Origin of the sequence: Cytobacillus sp. Bva_UNVM-123 (assembly GCF_046351715.2) — a bacterium.
GTDB lineage: Bacteria > Bacillota > Bacilli > Bacillales > Cytobacillaceae > Cytobacillus.
The window spans coordinates 1,266,355-1,286,549 of record NZ_CM177772.1 but is presented as its reverse complement, the minus strand read 5'-3'; the positions used below and the strand labels follow the sequence as shown (position 1 = coordinate 1,286,549).

The window sequence follows — 20,195 nt, the reverse complement described above, 5'->3', positions numbered from 1 at the left end:
TCGTGTTCTATCCTTTGCTCACTTTCTGTAACGCTTATTCCAAAGGCTTTTATTTATTGCTTCTTACAATAAATAAAAGCCAATTCCCATAATTAAATAGGCCGCAAGTAAGGTAGCTCCTTCAAACCAGTTCGTCTCCCCATCATTCGAGATAATAATCATCAGAAGTGCCGCTGTGACCATAGATATGAGCTCTGGCAGTGTGAAAACTAAAGGCATGGCAGTTGGAAACATTAATGAAATTAATACGAGCAATGGGGCAACGAACATGGCCACTTGCAGAGTAGACCCAACAGCTATTTCTACTGCGATGTCCATTTTATTTTTATAAGCCATTAAAATGGCTGAAGCATGCTCAGCCGCATTGCCAACGATAGCTACGATAACGACGCCAATAAATAATTCTGACCAACCAAATGTTTCACCGACTGCTTGAAACGTATGTACTAAGTTTTCGGAAATATAGGCAACAGCAAGTGTTGCCAAAGCAAGAACCGCAATCGCCTTCCCTTTCCCCCATTCGGCGACCTCATCATTATGATGATGGCTTTTCTCTTTTTCAGACTGATACACCCCTCGATGTGTAACGAGCTTAAAAAATAAAGCAGCCAAATACAACGTAATCAATATAATTGAAATACCCACACTAAAAGATAAGGTTCGAGTCTCTGACATCGTCTTCGAAAAGATTTCTGGAATGACAAAAGCGACAATGACTCCAAACATAAGCAAACCTGAATTATGTCTTGCATCATAAACATTGAAAGACTGGCGTTTATATTTTATTCCTCCCACAAAAAAGGATAGACCTGCAACTAATAACAAATTCCCTAAAACAGATCCAGTCAGCGATGCAAGCACAACCCCAACTAAACCTGCTTTAAGAGCAAAAATCGAAATAATTAATTCGACAGCATTTCCAAATGTAGCATTTAATAGGCCACCAATACTTGGCCCAGCTACAATGGCAAGGCTTTCTGTTGCTCTCCCCATAAAACTTGCAAGCGCAATGATGGTTACACAATAAATGATGAATAGGATTACATTCGACCAGTGCATAAGCGATCCTATGACTGAAAGCGGAACACCGACTAAAACAAGGATTAGAAATACTTTATTCATTCACAGAATTCTCCTTTCCAGCATTTCTCCTATTCTTCCCTAGAGCCAAAAATACAAAACATTTTTTCTTGTCAATTCTCCTTCATATCGTGTACCATCATGTAATAGTTAGAATAATAAGAGAAGTGGTTCTGCTAGAAATTGAGGTAAAATAATGAAAAAAGAAAACATCCAGTTTTGGATTTTAGTCAGTATTGTTGCAATCTCTGGATTTAGTCAAGGGATGCTGCTGCCATTAATTGCGATTATTTTTGAAAATGAGGGTGTCTCTTCAAGTTTAAACGGTCTTCATGCAACTAGTTTGTATATAGGCATTTTGCTTATTTCTCCCTTTATGGAATATCCATTGAGAAAATATGGATACAAGCCCGTTATTATCATTGGAGGAGCACTTGTCATTATTGCACTAATGTTATTTCCGCTTTGGAAATCTTTTTGGTTTTGGTTCATTCTTAGGCTTTTGATTGGAATTGGTGATCATTCACTTCATTTTGGGACACAAACATGGATCACCTCGTTTTCACCAGAGCATCGGAGAGGACGAAATATTTCTTTATATGGTCTTTTTTTTGGAATTGGCTTTGCTGTCGGGCCTTTAATGGCGCCGCTCATTCATATTAATGAAGCACTGCCTTTTATCGTTTCCTCTATTTTATGTTTTATTGCCTGGTTATTTTTATTTACATTAAAAAATGATTTTCCAGAACAAGCAGTTGAAGTGAACTCATTTAAAGAAACGATTAAACGTTTTTCAGAAGCGACAAAGTATGCATGGGTTGCCTTTCTTCCCCCATTAGGTTATGGATTCCTTGAAGCCTCCTTGAATGGAAGTTTCCCCGTTTATGCACTACGGATTGGCTTCGAAATATCACAAGTTTCCATTCTCTTAACATCCTTTGCTGTTGGAGCGATTGTTTTCCAGCTTCCTCTTGGTGTTCTAAGTGATAAATATGGAAGAAGAAACATTTTAATGTTCATTTTATTTACCGGTTTTTTAAGTTTTATGGCTGCTGGTTTTCTCGAAGGGCAGTTGACCGTATTAGCCATCTGTCTTTTTATTTCAGGAATGGTTGTTGGCTCGACCTTCTCTTTAGGAATTAGCTATATGGCAGATTTAGTCCCAAGGAACCTTCTGCCTACAGGAAATCTGCTATGTGGAATTGCTTTTAGCATCGGAAGTCTTACTGGCCCTTATATTGGTGGTGTTTTCATCCAATATTTTAAATCGATTAGTTTTTTCAATATTATTAGTGTGATACTCTTCCTTCTCTTCCTGACCGTTACGTTATTTGGACAAAAACAAGCTACGGAAAAGAATGAATCCTATTTATGATAATTACTCTCATTTATATATAAAAATTATAATTAAATAATCATTATAAAAGTTGAACATTTATCTGGTTATTTCATAGCTTATATAGTAAACTATAAATAATCGTTGGATAATCTTATATTTTCTATTGTTTTTTCCGCTGTCACCTACATGGTGACAGCTTTCATTGTTTAATAGGGGTATTGATGTTGATTATTTTTCTCAATTAGAAAATGTAATTGAAAACCAATTTCAAGGAGGGGTATGGGATGAGTACAGATTCTAAAGCATTATCAAAAAGTTCAATAAACGGGAATATTAGCTTCATCGAAAAAATAAAGCCACATGCCGAATTAATTGCAGCATTATTAAGTGGGATTCTCATTGTGACAGGATGGATTTTGGACAAAAACGATTTAGCGAATGCTTCAGTATCTGCTTATATTCTCGCTTTTGTCATCGGCGGATTTGCCAAGGCAAAAGAAGGTATTGAAGAAACGATTGCCAATAAAGAATTAAATGTTGAAATGTTGATGGTTTTTGCCGCGATTGGCTCTGGGTTAATTGGCTATTGGACTGAAGGTGCCATTCTCATTTTCATCTTCGCCGTTAGCGGCGCCTTAGAAACATATACGATGAATAAAAGCCATAAAGAAATTTCTTCCTTAATGGAATTACAGCCTGAAGAAGCCTTACTCGTGAACGATGGACATGAAGAGAAGGTTCACGTATCAGAATTAGTCATTGGTGACCTTATTTTAGTAAAACCGGGAGAAAGAGTTCCTTCAGATGGAAAAATCTTAAAAGGACAAACAACTTTAGATGAAGCGGCAATTACAGGAGAATCTATTCCCGTGACAAAGGGCAGTGATGATCAGGTTTTTGCTGGAACCGTTAATCTGAATGGATCCATTACTGTCGAAATTACAAAGCCAAACAATGAAACACTGTTTCAAAAAATTATCCAGCTCGTTCAATCAGCACAAAGTGAAAAATCACCTTCACAGCTATTTATTGAAAAATTTGAGGGAACTTATGTAAAATTGGTTTTAGTTTTTGTTGGGTTAATGATGATTCTTCCCCATTTCCTTTTCGGATGGAGTTGGACGGAAACCTTTTATCGAGCAATGGTGCTTCTTGTAGTCGCTTCCCCATGTGCACTCGTTGCTTCTATTATGCCAGCCACATTATCAGCTATTTCAAATGGAGCTAAAAATGGCATTCTTTTTAAAGGTGGCGTTCATTTAGAAAACTTAAGCCATTTAAAAGCAATTGCCTTTGATAAAACAGGAACACTGACAAAAGGAAAACCAGAAGTAACGAACTTAATTGTTGCAGAAGGTCTTGATCAAAATGATGTACTGCTTAAAGCTGCTTCCATCGAAAGTCATTCAACACATCCATTAGCTAGTGCTATTGTGAAATATGCAAAAGAACACTTAACAAAACCGCTCATTCATCCAGAAAGTATTGAAGATGTTGCAGGCTGGGGAGTAAAAGCAGCAATTGATGAAGATGAATGGAAAATTGGAAAAGCAAAATTTGTCGGCATTGACGCTGCTCAAAGCTTTGCAGATGGGGCAGCAGCAAAAATGGCAGCGGAAGGCAAAACAGTTGTATATGTACAAAAAAATGATGAAATCGCAGCGATTATCGCCCTGCAAGATGTTGTCCGTGAAGAAACGAAAAAAGCGATTGATCGCCTGAAAAAGCAAGGAATATATACAGTTATGCTTACAGGAGATAGTCAGAATACAGCAATGGCCATTGCAAAAGAAGCTCATCTTGATAATTATATTGCTGAATGTCTGCCGGAAAATAAAGTCGAACATCTGAAGGAATTGAAAAACAGCTATGAGACGGTTGCCATGGTTGGCGATGGAATAAATGACGCACCTGCATTAGCAACGGCAAATGTCGGTATTGCTATGGGAGAAGGAACAGATGTTGCTCTTGAAACTGCCGATGTCGTTCTAATGAAAAACGATTTGCCTAAAATTGCAGAAGCAATCAATCTTTCTAGAAAAATGAATGGCATCATTAAGCAAAATGTTGTTTTTTCAATTACCGTTATTATGCTGCTCATTGCGTCTAACTTCCTGCAATTTGTCGATCTTCCTTTCGGGGTAATCGCGCATGAAGGCAGTACGATATTAGTGATTTTGAACAGCTTAAGACTTTTACGTTCATAAAACACAAAAATCCTGGGATGTCATTGTTCCCAGGATTTTTTCTACTTTATTAATGATATCCGTTTTGACCGTTAGCTGATCCAGATGTCTTTTGCTTTGGTTTATTTTTACCTTTTTGCTTTGTGCCACCATCTTTATTTGCCTTCTTGGACATAGATAGACGCCTCCTTTTATAAAAAGCTCATATTCATTTTCCCCTATCTTAGTCTTTATCAGAAAGGTCAAATTATTGAAGGAAACATATGTCATGAACAGCTAACAATTTTCATCTTTAATTTTACTATGTAACGCGTTTATTTCTCCGCCAATAATAATAATTATCCCCGTTAAGTAAATCCAAATTAGCAGAACGATAATCGCTCCAATACTCCCATATGTCGCAGAGTAGTTACCGAAATTTGTTACATAATAGGAAAAAGCTAATGACGATAATTCCCAACCTATTGTTGCAAAAAGTGCACCAGGAATAATACTAATGCATGACAGCCTTTTATTTGGGGCAATCCAGTAAAGCCCTGTGAAGACAATAAATAAGATAATGGAACTAACTAGCCACCTTAACGTATTCCACAGTGCGAGAAAATCGTCTGATAGTCCAAATTTAGAAAATAAGTAAACACCAATTATCTTTCCAAATACAGGCAATAATAATGCGATGATCATGACAAACAGCATAGCAAAAGTAAACAAAATCGCCATTCCACGTGCAACTAGAAAAGAACGGCTTTCTTGAACTTCATATGCTTTGTTAAAAGCACGGACAATTGCATTAATACCATTTGAAGCAGACCAAATGGTAGCAATGATTCCGAATGAGAGCAGCTGAATATTTTTTGTTGTCAGCTCATGTAGATTCGATTCTATAAATTCAAAGGCTCCCTGTGGTGCAAAATCTTTAACGACAGCAAGAATATCGGTTTCTGTTATCGGTAAATATGGAAGCAATGTTACTAAAAAAAGAAGTAAGGGAAAGAGTGAGAGCAGGAAATAGTACGCTAATTGCGCAGCTAGACCGAATAAATCGTCTTCCATTATCCTCTTCCATAATCGCGAAATCAATAATAGAAAGGAGCGTCTCATTTCCAATCACCTCAATTTTTTAGCTATTATTGGAGCAGCTGTATAAGAAGCATTCTTTACTCCGCTTCTAACTCTTCTTCTTCAAAAAAGCTTTGCTTTGTGTCGCTCAAAAGCTTAGAAACTTGAGGAGCGCCTTCCTTCAATTCCTCTACCCTATCGGTAATAAATGAAACATCCTCACTTACTTGCTCGATGGTTGATTTTATTTTATTTGTAACTTCTTTCACTTGATTTACAGCTTCACGTGGATTTTTCACATAATACGAAACATTGTCTGTTGTTTTTTTACAGCTTGAGAAAACAGATTCACGCGTGTTTTTATCAATTAAGCTTAACGCTCCTCCAGCAATCGCGCCGATGAACACGCCTTTCCAAAATAATGATTTCCCCATATTCATTCACTCTCTTTCCTAAATAGTATGCTTTATGCAAAGAGCTTTTAAAAACTGCTCACAGCCCTTTTTCACGAGTTCATATGTTTCTTCGAAATCACCTGTAAAGTATGGATCAGGTACATCTTTCTTCTCCATTTCATCGATGTAATCAAGCAGTCTAACAACTTCTGCATGTGGTTGTTCAGATTGAAGTTTATTAATATTTTGCACATTGGAGGCATCCATTGCCACAATATAGTGAAAATGCTCTAAATCATCTACCGTTAATTGTCTAGCCTTCAACCCTTCAGCTTGAATATTGTATTTTTCCAAAATATTTCTCGTACCTTCGTGAGGCTGACTCCCGATATGCCAGTTGCCCGTTCCTGCTGAATCAACCGTAATTTTATCTTCCAGCTCTTCCTTTTTTATTAAGTCACGAAACACTGCTTCAGCCATAGGTGAACGACAAATATTCCCGAGGCAGACAAACAGGACATGAATCATAAATATCTCCTCCTTGTCATCATTTTCTTAAATATTCCCCATTTGCGCAACATATATATTGAAGGTAGCTATTTAATTAGTTGACATTTACTTATCGACATGGAAAGATGATGATACTTAGAAAAGCTAAAAATTTTTACTAACAAGGGGGAAGCCAGATGAATTTAACAGAACAATCAACTGAAAACGTCGAGTTTATGATTGAAAAAATTAAAGAAAAACTTAAGGTGCTCAATTTTGGAGCGATAAAACCTTCACATTTTGATGAAGAAATGTATGAGGAATTAAAGGATATTTACGAACTCGTCATGAAAAAGAACTCTTTTAGCCCAAATGAAATGCAAGCATTGGCAGAAGAATTAGGCAATTTAAGAAAAAATAAGTAAATGCAGAGATAGCTCCGTCAATCTATGCCCATGTTAATAAAGGGTGTCCAGTGAGTCAACTAATTTGACTTTCTAGACACCCTTACTTAATTCGGCTATTTTGTGAGCAAATGCGATATATAGGAAAGTCGTTGATATATTCGGGAATGGCCGATATATTCTAAAAATGGCCGATATATCCGAGAAATGACCGATTTATTCCAAAAGTGACCGATATATTCGAAAAATGGCCGATTTAGCTCAAAAATCGCTCATTTCATTTTATACGAGGGAGAAAATTTCTTCTTTATCTAGTGAACGACAAAAATACTGCAGAAACTCATTAATAAACGGATGTTTCGCGTTGTTAAGCGAATTTTTTTGCAGCTGACTTAAGATAGGCTCAATAAAATCGGTTAAGATTTCACTTTTCAATTCGTCCAATTGGAAATATAGCTCCTCATCCGCATCATGCTTTGCTTTTATTTGCTCTTGCAATAAGGAACTTAGAAATACCATGATACAGCCAGTATGATCGGGATAGAGTTGCTTTTCTAATGGAAAATAAAAACCCATCTTCTCGTAATGGCCAATTAAACAAAGTAGGCTTTTTCTTCTTTCCTCTACATCTTGCCCTCTATTGCTAGTGTAAGATGAGAAATAGGGAGAAATGAAATATTCTCCAGGAATGAAAAAGTGATTCTCATGCCAAATGGCAACTTCATCGTGTGTGTAATATTGATGAAAAGGAAACTGCTCTCTCAATTCAATAGGCATTTCCGCAAATATATTCTCATAGCGCTCCCAATCCCCTAGCCAAATGACGGACATAATATTTGCTAATGCTAAACTGCCCTTCAATTCTTCCATTGTCTGCATGTTTATTTCCCTCCCGCTCTTTCTTATTATTCAGCAGGGAAGAATCCCTGCTAAATGACAGAATAAATCTACTTCTTTCTATCAAACCTTCTTAATATCAACATAAACATTTTGCTGAGCAGGGCCGCCTGCAATTAAGTCAGCTAGGAAACCTTCAAAGTAGCTAGGATCTTTATCAGCTAAAGCATTGACAGAGAATCCTTTACCACGTGCTTTTGCATAGCCGCTTTCTTCATGTAACGGCACATTTGTATCAAATGGCAAGTGTCCATATTTCTCTGATTTCTTCATGACTTTGCCGTCAATTTTGACATCATCAGCACCATATGCGAAATGACCGAAGCTATAATTTGCCCCGAGTACACCTGGCTTTATTCCTGGTGTGACAAGTGCTGTCCCTTTTACCTTTGCACTTGTGGAAGAAATTAAGAGCGTGTCACCCGTTTTAATGCCTTTTTTCTTCGCATCAGCCGGGTTAATCCATAAATAGTTTTCTGGGCGAATTTCTCTTAGCCATGCATTGCTTTCTGTACGATGTGTTGCGACATTTCTTGATTTCCAATTAATAAATTGGAATGGATCTTTCGGTTCATACACTTCACCATTATATAGCCTGATTTCATCAACAATCGGCACACCTTCAAAGAAATTCCCAGTAAAGGCACTCTTAAAGCCAGCCACTTTTTCATCGTAAAAATGGACTAGATTATTAAATTGATATTTTATATGATTGCCAGCATATTCATCACCTTGAGGCTCATATCTTCCTCCACGGTTCAAAACATAAACAACCTTTTTCCATTCATCCTGCTTTACAGCATTTTTCAATACATTCATATCGAAATATTTGCCAAGTGCCTTTTTCCTTGCCTTTTCAAAAATCGCAAGTTCCTCGGCATTCGCGTCTTGGACAGGCTTTTTGCCATCAAAGGCGATGTTGGCAACACGTTTAATGTAATAATCCTCAGGACAATGGAGACTAGAGCCATCGACAAATGCATGATCTCCAACCCCTGGAAGTTCCATTCCTTTTAATAAATCAATATATACTTGTTCGGTTGCCCGTGCATCAGGAACTACCCTTGTTACCGGCTGAACAAGTCCAGCAAATTTATACTTTAAGATCGGGAAAATATCTTCTGCATTCCAGCTTTCAAGATACGATAAATCAGGTAAAATAAAATCAGCATATTTCGTTGTTTCACCAATGACAATATCAGATGAAACAACTAATTCCACTACTTTCGGATCGCGGATGAATTTCTCCTGCATATTAGATCGTGGACCTGACATAATCGGCGAGGTTCTATTCACGATAATCGCACGAATTTTATATGGATAGCCTTCCGCAGCACTTGGCAATACATCATGAATTAGTTTATTTCCAATTGGATACCATGGACGTTTAGCTGGATACCCGTCTTTAGCAAAAAGGGAAGTTTTTTCATAAGGAACTTTATGTCTTGTCAATGGAATTCCCCATGATTTATTTGCATTTGGAACTGCTGCTAAATCATACCTACCTTCAGTAGCTTTAAATTTCGCACCCATTGCTGTGTCTCCACCCTTCCAGTCGTGATTACCGACTAGATGGTTTAACATATTAATCGCACGGACACTGTAATAGCCATTAGTATGCATAGCTGGTCCACGATAGGAATGAATGCCGACTTTTTTTCCATGGGAAGTGAATCCTCTCGCAATCTCAACGATTTGTTCAATCGAAATATCACATTGCTTCGAATATTCATCAAGAGATTTTTCCATTACCTTTTCTTTAAAAATTGTAAACACCGATTTAACTTTCACGCCATTTATTTCTGTATCTACTTCGAGGTCACCCTGTGTTGCATTTGTATGAATAACAGGCTTGCCATTTTCTAAGACGATAAATTCTTCCTCACCTAAACCTAAGTCTACTGCTCTTAAGAAAGGACGCTTCTTCTCGCCAACATTCACTAAGTAAGTCGCATCACTCCAGGTCACTTCTCCATCTAACTCAGCGGCATTTCCATTTGGATTGCGTAAATACATTTCATCAAATCGATTATTTTCGATAATCCAGCGGCACATCGCAAGCGCTAATGCACCATCACCACCAGGCTTAACCGGAACCCACATATGAGCCTTTTCGGCGGTTTTGCTAAAGCGAGGGTCAATCACAACCATTTTCATGCCTCGATCAATTGCGTTTGTTATTTGCGGAGCAAATGTTGTCGGACCACGATTGGCTGTTAATGGATTTGTGCCCCAAACGAGAACAAATTCAGCATTTTCATAGTCCGGAATCATCCGCTTCTTCTGTTTCGTCGCATCATGTGAGCGAACATTTCCCATTACACTTGTAATTCCGCAGTAGCCTCCATGATCATAGTAGTTGGCAGTACCGAGACTAAATCCAGCAAGCCTTTCAATAAATTCGCGGCGATGCCCTGCCATAACGACTATCTGATTGGATTTCGGCCCGAAATCAGGGTGATCTGTATCAATTAAAATATCTTTATATTTTGCCTCAAATTCGGCTTTCGACATTTCTTCATTCTTCAACTTTTCCCAATCAGCCATTACGGCTTCTTCAGAAGCAAATGCCCACATCTCCTTTAAGCCAGGTGTTCCAATATCTTTGCTTCCTTCGAGAATTTCTTTATAAGCTTCTTCCCAGCTAATCGACTTCCAAACACCGCTCCCTCGTTCGCCAACACGCTTCAATGGCTTTTGAACACGGTATGCATCATAAGCTGTTTGGATTCCAGCCTGCCCTTTTAGACATGTTTTCGCTCCGCGATGTGAGCGTCCTGATCGTGCAATATCTCCTGTTCCTCTTATAGCTTCTTCTAGTGGTGTATCATAGTTCATATGACCGAATGGCACCATACCAATTGGACTGTATTGGTTACCAGCAATTTTACGAATAATGGATGAATATGGACTGTTCGGATTACCTGAAACAATATACGTTTTGATCGTACATGAGGCATTACATTGCTGGCATGAAGTGAAAATAATATCCTCTGCCGAGTAGTCTTGATAGCTCGTCCCTATTCCATGACCATCATCTGTCCAAACACCGTTCATCACTTGTTTAACTGGGCCGACAAAAGCAGGACCAACGATGGCAACTGCTCCAAAAGTTCCTAGCGCTTTAAGAAACCCTCTTCGATTCATTTTGTCCTTACTCATGTACGCTCACCTCTTTATCATCTGAATCTAGTTCCTCAATTGGGAACAACTTCTCACCAATTGTATAGATGATGAGACACATTGCGATAAGACCGAATGTTGTCAGCCATTCAGACAAATTCGGATAATAGTTTCCTACTGGCATCCCTTCAAACTTTGGCATGATTAATGTTGGAATAACCATATTGAAACGAACCCCAACTACCCCGATGATCGTCATAATGGAGGCAAATAAAATCCAGCCTACTGACTCTCGGGTCTTCTTAACAAACAGAATAATGAGCGGGAAGAACATCGCTAAGCCCATTTGGAAAATCCAGAAGCTCCACCACCAAACACTGCCTGTCAATAATTTAATCGTTCCAAGCTCTTCATGACCTAGTCCATATATGCCAATTAAAAACTCATACCATACCATCACAAATTCAATTCCTAAAAATAAAGCAAGCATGCTGCCAAGTGAACGAACCATTGGAACATCTATTTTCTGTTTTTTTACTTTTGCTTTAATCACATAAATAGCAATAGATAATGCTGTTCCAGATACTAATGCCGACAAAATGAAGATGAGCGGGAATAGTCCAGAGTTTAAATATGGCTGTGCCTTCGCAACTGCAAAGATGGATCCAGTTCCTCCATGAACACCAAAAATCGCCAAAGGAATACCGATAATCCCCATGATTTTCAGCCGCTTTTTATCGCGAGCCTGTTCTGCAACCGTTATTTCCTTTTTATTAAAAGTAAGCATTCTCGCTAATTTCGCTTTAAAATGATCACCTTTTGCTACTTTCACTAAATCCTTACGCATAGAGAAATATAGCTCTAGCAAAAGCAATACGATATATACAATATAGAAATGAATCTCCCAAGACATCGTACTCAAAACATTCCAATAAATAACTGCATTCATTACATGGTCAGGTCTACCAATATCTAAGAAAACAAATGTTATCGCAGTAATCATACAAACGATTGCAGATAGTAAAGCTGAGCGACCAATTTTCTCAAACTTTTCCATGCCGAAGCCATAAATTAATGTTGATAATAAAAATGACCCTGCACTCATACCAATAAAATAAATATAGAAGGCAATCCATCCACCCCATGGAACGGTATTAGATAAATTAGTGGATGACATCCCTTGAAGAAAATATCCACTTATTATCGAATAAACACCGATTCCAAACACGATGATTAAAGCTGCCCACCAAATCTTCTCTATCATTCCTCCCTTTTCCGATTGCTGGGAAGGAAGCATACCTTTGTCAATACTCGCTTTCGAAATCATTTAAACCACTCCTTTAGTGAAAGCTCTAATTTTTATCGTAAATATACAACTCTAGGCTGAGTCCCTAATTCTTCCTTTAACCTGAATGCTCTTGGGCTTGCCGCAAGCTTGGAAACAACACTATTCGGGTCACTCATATCTCCGAAATAACGCGCATCCCCAATACATGTTTCGACACATGCTGGCTCTTCCCCACGTTGCAAGCGATGATAGCAGAAGCTGCATTTTCGAACAGTCTCTTCCGGTATCTTGCCTTTCTTTCTTTCTCCACGTTCCATGCCATATTCAGGGCTTGTCACATCGTTATAGCCTAACATTTCTTGATCATAGCCATCACCAAAATCATATGACCTCGCTCCATATGGACAAGCAACCATACAATAACGACAGCCAATACAGCGATCATTATCAATCGTGACAATCCCATTTTCTAATTTATATGTTGCTCTTGTTGGACAAACTTGAACACAAGGCGGCTTATCACACTGCATACAAGGTCTTGGCAAGTTTACTAATGAAATATTCGGGAAATCCCCCTTCATTGTTTCAAGCACAATATTATAGGACATTCCTGGAGGTGTTCTATTTTCAGACTTACAAGAGACTGTACAAGTATCACAGCCTACACATTTTTTTAAATCGATTACCATGCCCCATTTCGGCTCTTTTCCTTTTTTCTCTCCTGTATCTTTACTAGGGACATCGCCTGCATAATGATCACCGAATTCTTTTATTAACGATGCTGAATATACTTTATGGAAGTCCTCAATTTTTAACTTTCCATTAATAACCCTTCTTGCATCCCGTGCCATATTTACACCTAGTTGTGAATCATAAGGGCTTTTTGATAGTACTTTATCTGCATCAGGTACAAAATTATCGGCAAGTTGATCGTAATCTTCTGGGTTTAAACCGCCTCTTTTTATAAGAACCATTGCGAAAACTCCTTTCTATTTTGATACTGTTTCCTTTACGTCCTTTATTTCACTTTTTACATCATTAATTTCATTCTTCACATCATCTGCGACATCATTTGTCAGCTCACGAGCAGATTTTTTAAATTCTTTTAATGTTTGTCCTACTGCACGGCCAATTTCAGGGAGTTTTTTCGGTCCAAAAATAATTAATGCCAACACAAGGATTAAAATAAGACCCGGAATTCCAATATTTGATAACATCTTGCCACTTCCTCTGCATTTATTTATTACACTGTTATTAATGCAAGTTGCGTGCCAAAACAATTGAAGTTTATAATTAAGCAAAAATATGATAGAAAAGTATTGATAGTACTAGGGGTCCAATATCTTTTTCTTGCAAAAAAAATAAAAATGCAGCAAAAGGGAGCACCCTTTGCTGCATAAATAATCATGCCAAAATGTCACAACTAAGACATTATGGCATATGTCAGTTTGTCATGTTCTTCAAATGATATTGTTCAATCTTCCGATATAAGTTTCTTACACTTATCCCAAGCACTTCTGCTGCCTTCGTTTTATTCCAGCCCATACTTTCTAATACAGCAGCAATATGTTCCCTTTCTATTTCCTCCAATGAGCAAAAATCCTCAAAATGCTCGTTAGCTTCCCCATTTTTTCTTAATGGTAGAAGCATATCATGAGCTTCAATAGTATCTCCGCTCGATAATAGGAGTCCACGTTCAATTAAATGATGAAGTTCTCTCACGTTTCCAGGAAAATGATAGTTTTGCAGTTGAACTAACGCATCCTGTGATAGCATTTTACCTGAAAATTTCCCTTGCCTTAGAAAGTATTCAACAAGTAAAGGGATATCTTCCTTCCTATCTCTTAAAGGTGGAATCGTTAAGTTCACAACATTTAATCGATAAAATAAGTCTTGACGAAAATTCCCTTCTTCAACTTCCTTCTCAATATTTCGGTTGGTCGCTGCAACGCTGCGGACATTAACCTTTCTTTCTCTAATATCTCCAATTCTTCTAAACTCGCCTAGCTCCAAAAACCGAAGAAGCTTCACTTGCAACGCAAGTGGCATTTCACCTAGCTCATCAAGAAATAATGTCCCTCCATCTGCTGCTTCTACAAGTCCCTTTTTATCTTGATTTGCACCTGTAAATGCGCCCTTTACATGACCGAATAATTCACTTTCAAGCAATTGTTCTGGAAGAGCCCCTGAGTTTATCGCGACGAAAGGCTCGTCTGCTCGATTTCCCCAGTAATGTAGAGCTTTAGCAAACAGCTCTTTACCTGTTCCACTCTCACCTTGAATAAGGACAGGCACATCACTATTAGCGATTCTTCTCGTCAGTTCAATGACTTCCTGGAATATCGGGCTTTCCCCTATTATTTGAAAATCATTGTGCTGTCTAATGATTTTTTTCATACTTTCATTTTTTTCTTTTAATTTCTTATTTTCCTCTGCCTTTTGAATAATTAATTCTAGCTCTGATAAATTATAAGGCTTTGTTAAATAATCAAATGCACCATATTTCATCGCTTCAATGGCTGTTTCAATTGTTCCATGGCCAGTCAGCATTAAAATTTCTGTTTCAGGCACCTTTTTCTTCGTTTCTTTTAATAGTGTTATTCCATCCATTTTCGGTAAACGAATATCATAAATCGCAATATCATAAAATTGTTGTTGTAATTTTTCTAAAGCAGCTTCTGCAGTTTCAGCCGCATCTACTATATATCCTTTTCTACTTAATCTTTTTACGAGAAGATCGAGTAAATCTTTTTCATCATCAACAATTAATAGCCGAGTATTACTCATTTATAATCCCCTCCTATATCAATCTATGTTCTGCTAATCGGGATTTGGACTTTTACAGTCGTCCCCATTCCTCGTTTACTCTCTACATTTATTGTTCCTGCAAATTCTTCAACAATTCCGTAGCATACCGATAATCCAAGTCCTGTTCCTTTGCCAACAGGCTTCGTTGTGTAAAAAGGATCAAATACCTTTCCAAGTGTCTCGTTAGTCATTCCACAGCCATTATCCTTTACATATATGCAAATATGCTCTTCTTCAACTTGAGCCACTATATAGATGAAACCATTGTTTTCGATAGCATCCATTGCATTATTTATTAAATTGACAAGAACTTGCATAAGCTTTAAACTATCGCCCCAAAAAATGGGTAAGTTCTTTTCGATATCGACTTCTAGTTGAATTTGCTTCTTTTTCAATGATGCTTCTACAAGACTAATACTATTTTGGATCGTTTCGTTCATATCAATTTTTGCCACTGTCCAATTCGTCTTTCTTGAGAAGTTTAATAGATTGCTCGTAATGCGTTTGCATCTTTCCGTATTTTCTTTTATTTTCGTTAAGTAAAAAGCCATTTCTTCCTCATTTAATTCTTCATCATGCTGTTCAATACGGTCAATTAAGTCCTCCGCATACACATTTATCGTCGCAAGCGGGTTATTTACTTCATGAGCAAAGCTTGAGGCCATCAAACCGAGTGCACTTAATTTATCTGTTTGAATCATTTTTTCCTCCATTTGCTTTTGCTCTGTAATATCCTCAATCACAACAAGATATTCTCCTTCTCCTTCTAGAGCATGATTTAGCGCAAAGACACGGTGACGAAAAAGCCTTTCCTCTCCGCCCTTCCCCCTCATCCGCATGACTGTGTCTCCATTCCCTTCAAGCTCTGGACAAGTAATCGGACATTCTTGACACGCCTGTTTTTTCCCACCTATTAACTCATAGCATGGGAAATGGAAATTCTCTAGGTTAAACCAGCTTTTAAGCATTGGATTCATCCATGATACTTGATAATCTTTCGTCACAAGTGCCAGTCCCGCCTCAATTCCATTGACGACAACACTTAACCTTTCTTTTTCTTGCTCAAGCCTCAATGATTTTTCCTGGAGCTCTTCACTCATTTCATTAAAGGAGTGTGAAAGCTTACCTAGCTCATCATGACGATTTACATTCAGGGGAGCTGGTCTGTTCCCTGCTTTTAAATGATTCATTCCTTTTTCTAAATCAACGATTGGTGTCGTAAAATATAACCCTGCATAAATACTAATAAGGCTGACAATAAGTGTTACAAGTGCTACTGCATATAAACCAGTTCGAAACATATCATTAATCGGTTTATAGGCGGTTGTCTTTGGAAGCTCCATCACCAATGTCCACCCTAAATTATTAATCTCTGCTTGAACACCAAGTACTTCTAATTTATTTGCCTCTGAACGCTTTTGCCAAAGCTTGCTATAATCTTGATGTGCAATGACTTTCCCATCTTGATCTAATAAATATAAATAGGAGGAAAACTCTTGTCTTAACGACGAGATTTTTCCAATTATTTTTTGCAGCTGAATGATAACGCCAATCGCTTTTTGCTGCTCATCCTCTATATAAGGGATTGTCAGCTTCATCACCGGCTGCCCAAATTGATTAAACTCGACTTTCCCATAAATTTTGCTCTTTGATTGGAAATCAAACCACATTTCATTAGAAAACCATTGTTCATTTTCGTTCGGAATATTTAAGTTGTAACGAGAAAGCTTTTTCGTTACAAATCCTTTTTCATCTGTCATAACAAGCTCTTCAATTGATTCATTTTGCTGTAACAATTCATAAAATACGCTTTGCTGTTTTGACTGCTTATTAAGAGTCGAAGCAATTTGAAGCTGTTGAAATGTTTGACTAAATTCTAGTTCAATTTCATTCGATAAATTTTGAAGAAGTAATGTCTGTTTATCCATTATTCTATTTTCCAAATCAGCCTTCACATGAGAATAATAATAAAAGCTTAGCAGTAAGAGCGGCAGTGTAGACATACATATACCAAAAACAAGAACCTTTATCCGAATTGGTTGGGAGGAAAGCCAATTAGTCAGCCCGTTTTTCATTGCTAACGTCCCTCCTCATGTGGATAGATAAAATTTGCAATCGGGATTAGCTCTTGATTAAGCTTTACACCTAATTCATTACAAACACTTTGATTAAGATAAAAACGGATCGTATCTGGAAGCTCAACAGGAATATCACTTGGAGAATTTCCTTGAATGATTAGGCTCACATATCTTGCAGCTTGGTATCCTTGATCAGCAAAGCTTACTCCATAGCTAGCCAATATCCCTTCTTCTACCTCTGTACCATATACACCCATCGTTGGGATTTTATATTTTCTAGAAAACTTGGCAATTTCACCTGTTAGTGATTCTATCCGAAATCCTGGCAACATGAGCAAGGCATCTTTTTCTTGCACCGTTTTGCTTAATTGAACAAGAAAATCGGGCTCACTAACATTAATCGGATTGATTTGTAAGGAAAGCTTATTTGCTGCTTCTTTTACATTTTCAAGGCTTAGCACACTTACTTTCGTATTTTTGTCGTAAAGAACGTGGAATCTTTTTGAAGTGGGGACGAGCTCATGCAAAAGCTCCAATCTTTTTCCTGATATACTTGTATGATAATTATTGATTCCTGTAAATAGCCCTCCCGGTGAACGGTAATCTTCAATAATACCAATTTCCTTTGGAGCAGCTACACCCGCAAAAACGACAGGAATCTTCATTTGATGTTTTTCTAGTTTTTCTTTCACGGTTAATGTTTCTACTCCACCGAGCGTTACAACTATTTGCGGTTTATTTTTTAATAGCTCATCAATTTCCTTTCTTAATTTTGTTTCATCATCATTTGCATTTATAACAACAAATGTAATCGACTTCTCTTCATAACCGAGATCCGCCAATCCTCTTTTTAAGCTTTTAAGTTTTTCTATTCTACTATCGCCAATCATTACTACCCCAATTTTTATCGGGGATTGTTCTTGTTTGCTAATGAGATTATTGAAAAGGAGACTTGCTGTAATGAGTAACAATATAAAAAAGTACCATTTTGTTTTCATAATATAAAACGTCACCCCTCCTCACTATACCGAAATAAACTCATGGATTAGCTTGTTAAATAGGATAATTATATGAATTTTTACAGAGAAAAGCGAAAGCGCCTTGTTCAGCGACGTACGAACTGGACTGACCCCGACGAGTTCTCTTAAAGAAAGCGCCTTCTAAACAATCAATGTCAAATTGTTTAGAAGGCGCTATCATTATTATATTTTAAATGTGTGTACAGCATCTCTTAATTCTTCAGCCAATTTACTCAAACCTTGTGAAGAGGCATATACTTCTTGCATTGAAGCACTTTGTTCTTCTGTTGCTGCTGCAACGTTTTGCGCAGAATTAGAAGTACTATGAATTTTGTTTGTCATCTTGTCTAATGAATCATGGATCTCTTCTGTACCTTTAACCAATTCCTGTACTGCTTCTGATACCGTATTTATTTGTTTATCAACAAGCTGAATGGTTTCATTGATGTTCCTAAAGGATTTTTCTGCTGTTGTTGCTAGCTGCAATCCTTCGTCAATAGCTAATCTTCCACTTTCCATAGAGTTTACTGACAGCTCGATATCTGTCTGTATTCCAGAAATCAATTTTTTAATTTGACTGGCAGATAAGTTCGATTGTTCAGCAAGTTTTCTTACTTCATCAGCAACTACTGCAAATCCTCGTCCTTGGTCACCAGCTCTTGCTGCTTCAATCGCAGCATTTAAAGCGAGCAGATTCGTTTGTTCGGAAATCTCAGTAATCATGTTAATAATCATACCAATTTCTCTCGATTTATCATGTAGTTGAACAATATTATTAGATGTCGTTTTTGTCATCTGATCAATCGTCTCAACTTGTTTTCGTGTTCTGCCAACAATTTCAATTCCTTGCTCGGAAGCCCGTAAATTGTTTGCAGTTGATTGTTGAACTTCTACTGAGCTGTCTGATATTTGTTTAATTCCAGAAGTCATCTGGATGACCGTTTCATTTAAATGATCTGTCGATGCCACTTGTTCATTTGCTGAATTTGCCACATCCTGCAATGAAGCAGCAATCAGATCACTTGCTTTTGCTGTCTCTTCAGCACCTGCGAATAGTTGTTCTGATGAAGCAGCAAGTGTCTCAGCTGATTCACGCATTTTATACACGAGATGAATAAGATTTTCCCTCATCGTACTATAGTTAGCTGCGAGAGCCGATATTTCATCTCCTGTTCGATCATTGACTGTAAATGTAAAATCCCCTTTTCCTGCGCTTTCCAAAGCCGCTCCAACTTGTTTAAGACGTTTTTTTATTCGATTTGAAAAAATAATAGTAACGATTGTTGCTACGATGATAAATATGATTAGTGTTGAAAATAGTGCGGTATTTACTTGTTTTAAGGCAGTTCCAACCATTTTAATCGGAGCCCCCACATACCACATTCCAATAATCGAACCATCTTTATCTTTTATTGGCTGATAAGCCGTTTGGTACGTGTGACCAACTACATTTGCCTCACCATAATAATTATGGCCATTCACTAACGTATGGTTAATAACTTCTTGACTAGCCTCCGTACCTATCGCTCTTTTCCCTTCCGCTATTACATTTGTGGTTACCCTCTTATTACCAAGGAAAATCGTGACTGTTCCGTTTGTAAGCTCACCAATATAATCAACCATTTCAGTATTATTGTTTGCGAGAACAGAACCTTTATAAAGCTCGCCGTCCTTTACATTCCAATCCCCTGGATATTTTGCTTCAAGCGCAATATACCCTAGCTGCAGGTCACCTTTCGCTTTTTCTGTCGCTGTCGTTTTTATAACATCTGTTACGAAAATATTTAAAATAGATGAAATGAAAATTGAAAATAATAATAACAACGAAACAACTAGAATATTAAACTTTGTACCAAGTCGCAATGCTAATAATCGCCTCACACAACCATCTCCTTCCCGTTAAGAAAATTCTACAAGAATTGACAATATTAACAATAACTATTTACACTATTTCATAAACATTTCATAAATTGAGTAATATTTTATATTAATAAATTGCTAATAGTGTTATTTTTTTCAGTGGGTTTTCA

Annotated in this window: 16 protein-coding genes; 3 read left to right on the top strand and 13 right to left on the bottom strand. The window is 37.4% G+C overall.

Features of this window, described 5'->3' with window-relative positions; translation table 11 throughout:
- Positions 1 to 63 precede the first annotated feature (63 nt).
- Positions 64 to 1,122, bottom strand: coding sequence for a calcium/proton exchanger (gene cax / locus KDN24_RS06200; protein ID WP_409972169.1), 1,059 nt, complete (start codon positions 1,120 to 1,122; stop codon positions 64 to 66).
- Positions 1,123 to 1,276: 154 nt separating this feature from the next.
- On the opposite strand from cax, the gene KDN24_RS06195 reads away from it, so the two are divergent.
- Together KDN24_RS06195 and KDN24_RS06190 are read left to right on the top strand one after the other, a co-directional pair.
- Positions 1,277 to 2,455, top strand: a complete 1,179-nt coding sequence (locus KDN24_RS06195; RefSeq protein ID WP_409972170.1) for an MFS transporter — start codon at positions 1,277 to 1,279, stop codon at positions 2,453 to 2,455.
- Between the two features lie 248 nt (positions 2,456 to 2,703).
- On the top strand, positions 2,704 to 4,626 hold the full coding sequence (locus KDN24_RS06190; RefSeq protein WP_491348350.1) for a heavy metal translocating P-type ATPase: 1,923 nt from the start codon (positions 2,704 to 2,706) through the stop codon (positions 4,624 to 4,626).
- 255 nt (positions 4,627 to 4,881) lie between these two features.
- Here the strand turns inward: KDN24_RS06190 and KDN24_RS06185 are convergent, their stop codons facing one another.
- The 3 genes from KDN24_RS06185 to KDN24_RS06175 all read right to left on the bottom strand — a co-directional run bounded on the left by KDN24_RS06185 (position 4,882) and on the right by KDN24_RS06175 (position 6,587).
- Complete coding sequence (locus tag KDN24_RS06185; RefSeq protein WP_409972171.1) at positions 4,882 to 5,658, bottom strand: YihY/virulence factor BrkB family protein; 777 nt, start codon at positions 5,656 to 5,658, stop codon at positions 4,882 to 4,884.
- 104 nt (positions 5,659 to 5,762) lie between these two features.
- Positions 5,763 to 6,104 carry a YtxH domain-containing protein gene (locus KDN24_RS06180; protein WP_409972172.1) on the bottom strand — a complete coding sequence of 114 codons (342 nt, stop codon included), beginning with the start codon at positions 6,102 to 6,104 and terminating at the stop codon, positions 5,763 to 5,765.
- Between the two features lie 12 nt (positions 6,105 to 6,116).
- Positions 6,117 to 6,587: a low molecular weight protein-tyrosine-phosphatase gene (locus tag KDN24_RS06175; protein ID WP_409972173.1), complete on the bottom strand. Its 471-nt coding sequence runs from the start codon at positions 6,585 to 6,587 to the stop codon at positions 6,117 to 6,119.
- A gap of 158 nt (positions 6,588 to 6,745) precedes the next feature.
- Here KDN24_RS06175 and KDN24_RS06170 point away from each other — a divergent pair, with 158 nt between their 5' ends.
- Complete coding sequence (locus tag KDN24_RS06170; protein ID WP_409972174.1) at positions 6,746 to 6,973, top strand: DUF1128 domain-containing protein; 228 nt, start codon at positions 6,746 to 6,748, stop codon at positions 6,971 to 6,973.
- Between the two features lie 261 nt (positions 6,974 to 7,234).
- Here KDN24_RS06170 and KDN24_RS06165 read toward each other — a convergent pair whose 3' ends face one another.
- From KDN24_RS06165 to KDN24_RS06125, 9 genes are all read right to left on the bottom strand, one after another.
- Complete coding sequence (locus KDN24_RS06165; protein WP_491348349.1) at positions 7,235 to 7,831, bottom strand: molecular chaperone TorD family protein; 597 nt, start codon at positions 7,829 to 7,831, stop codon at positions 7,235 to 7,237.
- Positions 7,832 to 7,912: 81 nt separating this feature from the next.
- On the bottom strand, positions 7,913 to 11,011 hold the full coding sequence (locus tag KDN24_RS06160) for a molybdopterin-dependent oxidoreductase (protein WP_491348348.1): 3,099 nt from the start codon (positions 11,009 to 11,011) through the stop codon (positions 7,913 to 7,915).
- Entirely contained in the window at positions 11,004 to 12,299 is a 1,296-nt protein-coding gene (gene nrfD, locus KDN24_RS06155) for an NrfD/PsrC family molybdoenzyme membrane anchor subunit (protein ID WP_409972177.1), read from the bottom strand. The genes KDN24_RS06160 and nrfD overlap by 8 nt, the downstream gene beginning before the upstream one ends.
- Positions 12,300 to 12,331: 32 nt before the next feature.
- The gene (locus KDN24_RS06150; RefSeq protein ID WP_409972178.1) at positions 12,332 to 13,234 is read right to left on the bottom strand and encodes a 4Fe-4S dicluster domain-containing protein; all 903 of its coding nucleotides are present in this window, start codon (positions 13,232 to 13,234) and stop codon (positions 12,332 to 12,334) included.
- A gap of 15 nt (positions 13,235 to 13,249) precedes the next feature.
- The gene (gene tatA, locus KDN24_RS06145) at positions 13,250 to 13,477 is read right to left on the bottom strand and encodes a twin-arginine translocase TatA/TatE family subunit (protein ID WP_409972179.1); all 228 of its coding nucleotides are present in this window, start codon (positions 13,475 to 13,477) and stop codon (positions 13,250 to 13,252) included.
- 226 nt (positions 13,478 to 13,703) lie between these two features.
- On the bottom strand, positions 13,704 to 15,047 hold the full coding sequence (locus tag KDN24_RS06140; protein ID WP_409972180.1) for a sigma-54-dependent transcriptional regulator: 1,344 nt from the start codon (positions 15,045 to 15,047) through the stop codon (positions 13,704 to 13,706).
- A 23-nt stretch (positions 15,048 to 15,070) separates the two neighbouring features.
- Complete coding sequence (locus tag KDN24_RS06135; RefSeq protein WP_409972181.1) at positions 15,071 to 17,143, bottom strand: ATP-binding protein; 2,073 nt, start codon at positions 17,141 to 17,143, stop codon at positions 15,071 to 15,073.
- Between the two features lie 2 nt (positions 17,144 to 17,145).
- On the bottom strand, positions 17,146 to 18,144 hold the full coding sequence (locus tag KDN24_RS06130) for an ABC transporter substrate-binding protein (protein ID WP_409972182.1): 999 nt from the start codon (positions 18,142 to 18,144) through the stop codon (positions 17,146 to 17,148).
- Between the two features lie 204 nt (positions 18,145 to 18,348).
- Positions 18,349 to 20,046 (bottom strand): methyl-accepting chemotaxis protein, encoded by a 1,698-nt coding sequence (locus KDN24_RS06125; protein ID WP_409972183.1) that lies wholly within the window; start codon positions 20,044 to 20,046, stop codon positions 18,349 to 18,351.
- Positions 20,047 to 20,195: the final 149 nt, after the last annotated feature.

Excerpts from the sequence above, each read along its gene's own strand:
- cax (WP_409972169.1), bottom strand. The coding sequence starts at position 1,122 with ATGAATAAAGTATTTCTAATCCTTGTTTTAGTCGGTGTTCCGCTTTCA.
- KDN24_RS06195 (WP_409972170.1), top strand. The coding sequence starts at position 1,277 with ATGAAAAAAGAAAACATCCAGTTTTGGATTTTAGTCAGTATTGTTGCA.
- KDN24_RS06190 (WP_491348350.1), top strand. The coding sequence starts at position 2,704 with ATGAGTACAGATTCTAAAGCATTATCAAAAAGTTCAATAAACGGGAAT.
- KDN24_RS06185 (WP_409972171.1), bottom strand. The coding sequence starts at position 5,658 with ATGGAAGACGATTTATTCGGTCTAGCTGCGCAATTAGCGTACTATTTC.
- KDN24_RS06180 (WP_409972172.1), bottom strand. The coding sequence starts at position 6,104 with ATGAATATGGGGAAATCATTATTTTGGAAAGGCGTGTTCATCGGCGCG.
- KDN24_RS06175 (WP_409972173.1), bottom strand. The coding sequence starts at position 6,587 with ATGATTCATGTCCTGTTTGTCTGCCTCGGGAATATTTGTCGTTCACCT.
- KDN24_RS06170 (WP_409972174.1), top strand. The coding sequence starts at position 6,746 with ATGAATTTAACAGAACAATCAACTGAAAACGTCGAGTTTATGATTGAA.
- KDN24_RS06165 (WP_491348349.1), bottom strand. The coding sequence starts at position 7,831 with ATGCAGACAATGGAAGAATTGAAGGGCAGTTTAGCATTAGCAAATATT.
- KDN24_RS06160 (WP_491348348.1), bottom strand. The coding sequence starts at position 11,011 with ATGAGTAAGGACAAAATGAATCGAAGAGGGTTTCTTAAAGCGCTAGGA.
- nrfD (WP_409972177.1), bottom strand. The coding sequence starts at position 12,299 with ATGATTTCGAAAGCGAGTATTGACAAAGGTATGCTTCCTTCCCAGCAA.
- KDN24_RS06150 (WP_409972178.1), bottom strand. The coding sequence starts at position 13,234 with ATGGTTCTTATAAAAAGAGGCGGTTTAAACCCAGAAGATTACGATCAA.
- tatA (WP_409972179.1), bottom strand. The coding sequence starts at position 13,477 with ATGTTATCAAATATTGGAATTCCGGGTCTTATTTTAATCCTTGTGTTG.
- KDN24_RS06140 (WP_409972180.1), bottom strand. The coding sequence starts at position 15,047 with ATGAGTAATACTCGGCTATTAATTGTTGATGATGAAAAAGATTTACTC.
- KDN24_RS06135 (WP_409972181.1), bottom strand. The coding sequence starts at position 17,143 with ATGAAAAACGGGCTGACTAATTGGCTTTCCTCCCAACCAATTCGGATA.
- KDN24_RS06130 (WP_409972182.1), bottom strand. The coding sequence starts at position 18,144 with ATGAAAACAAAATGGTACTTTTTTATATTGTTACTCATTACAGCAAGT.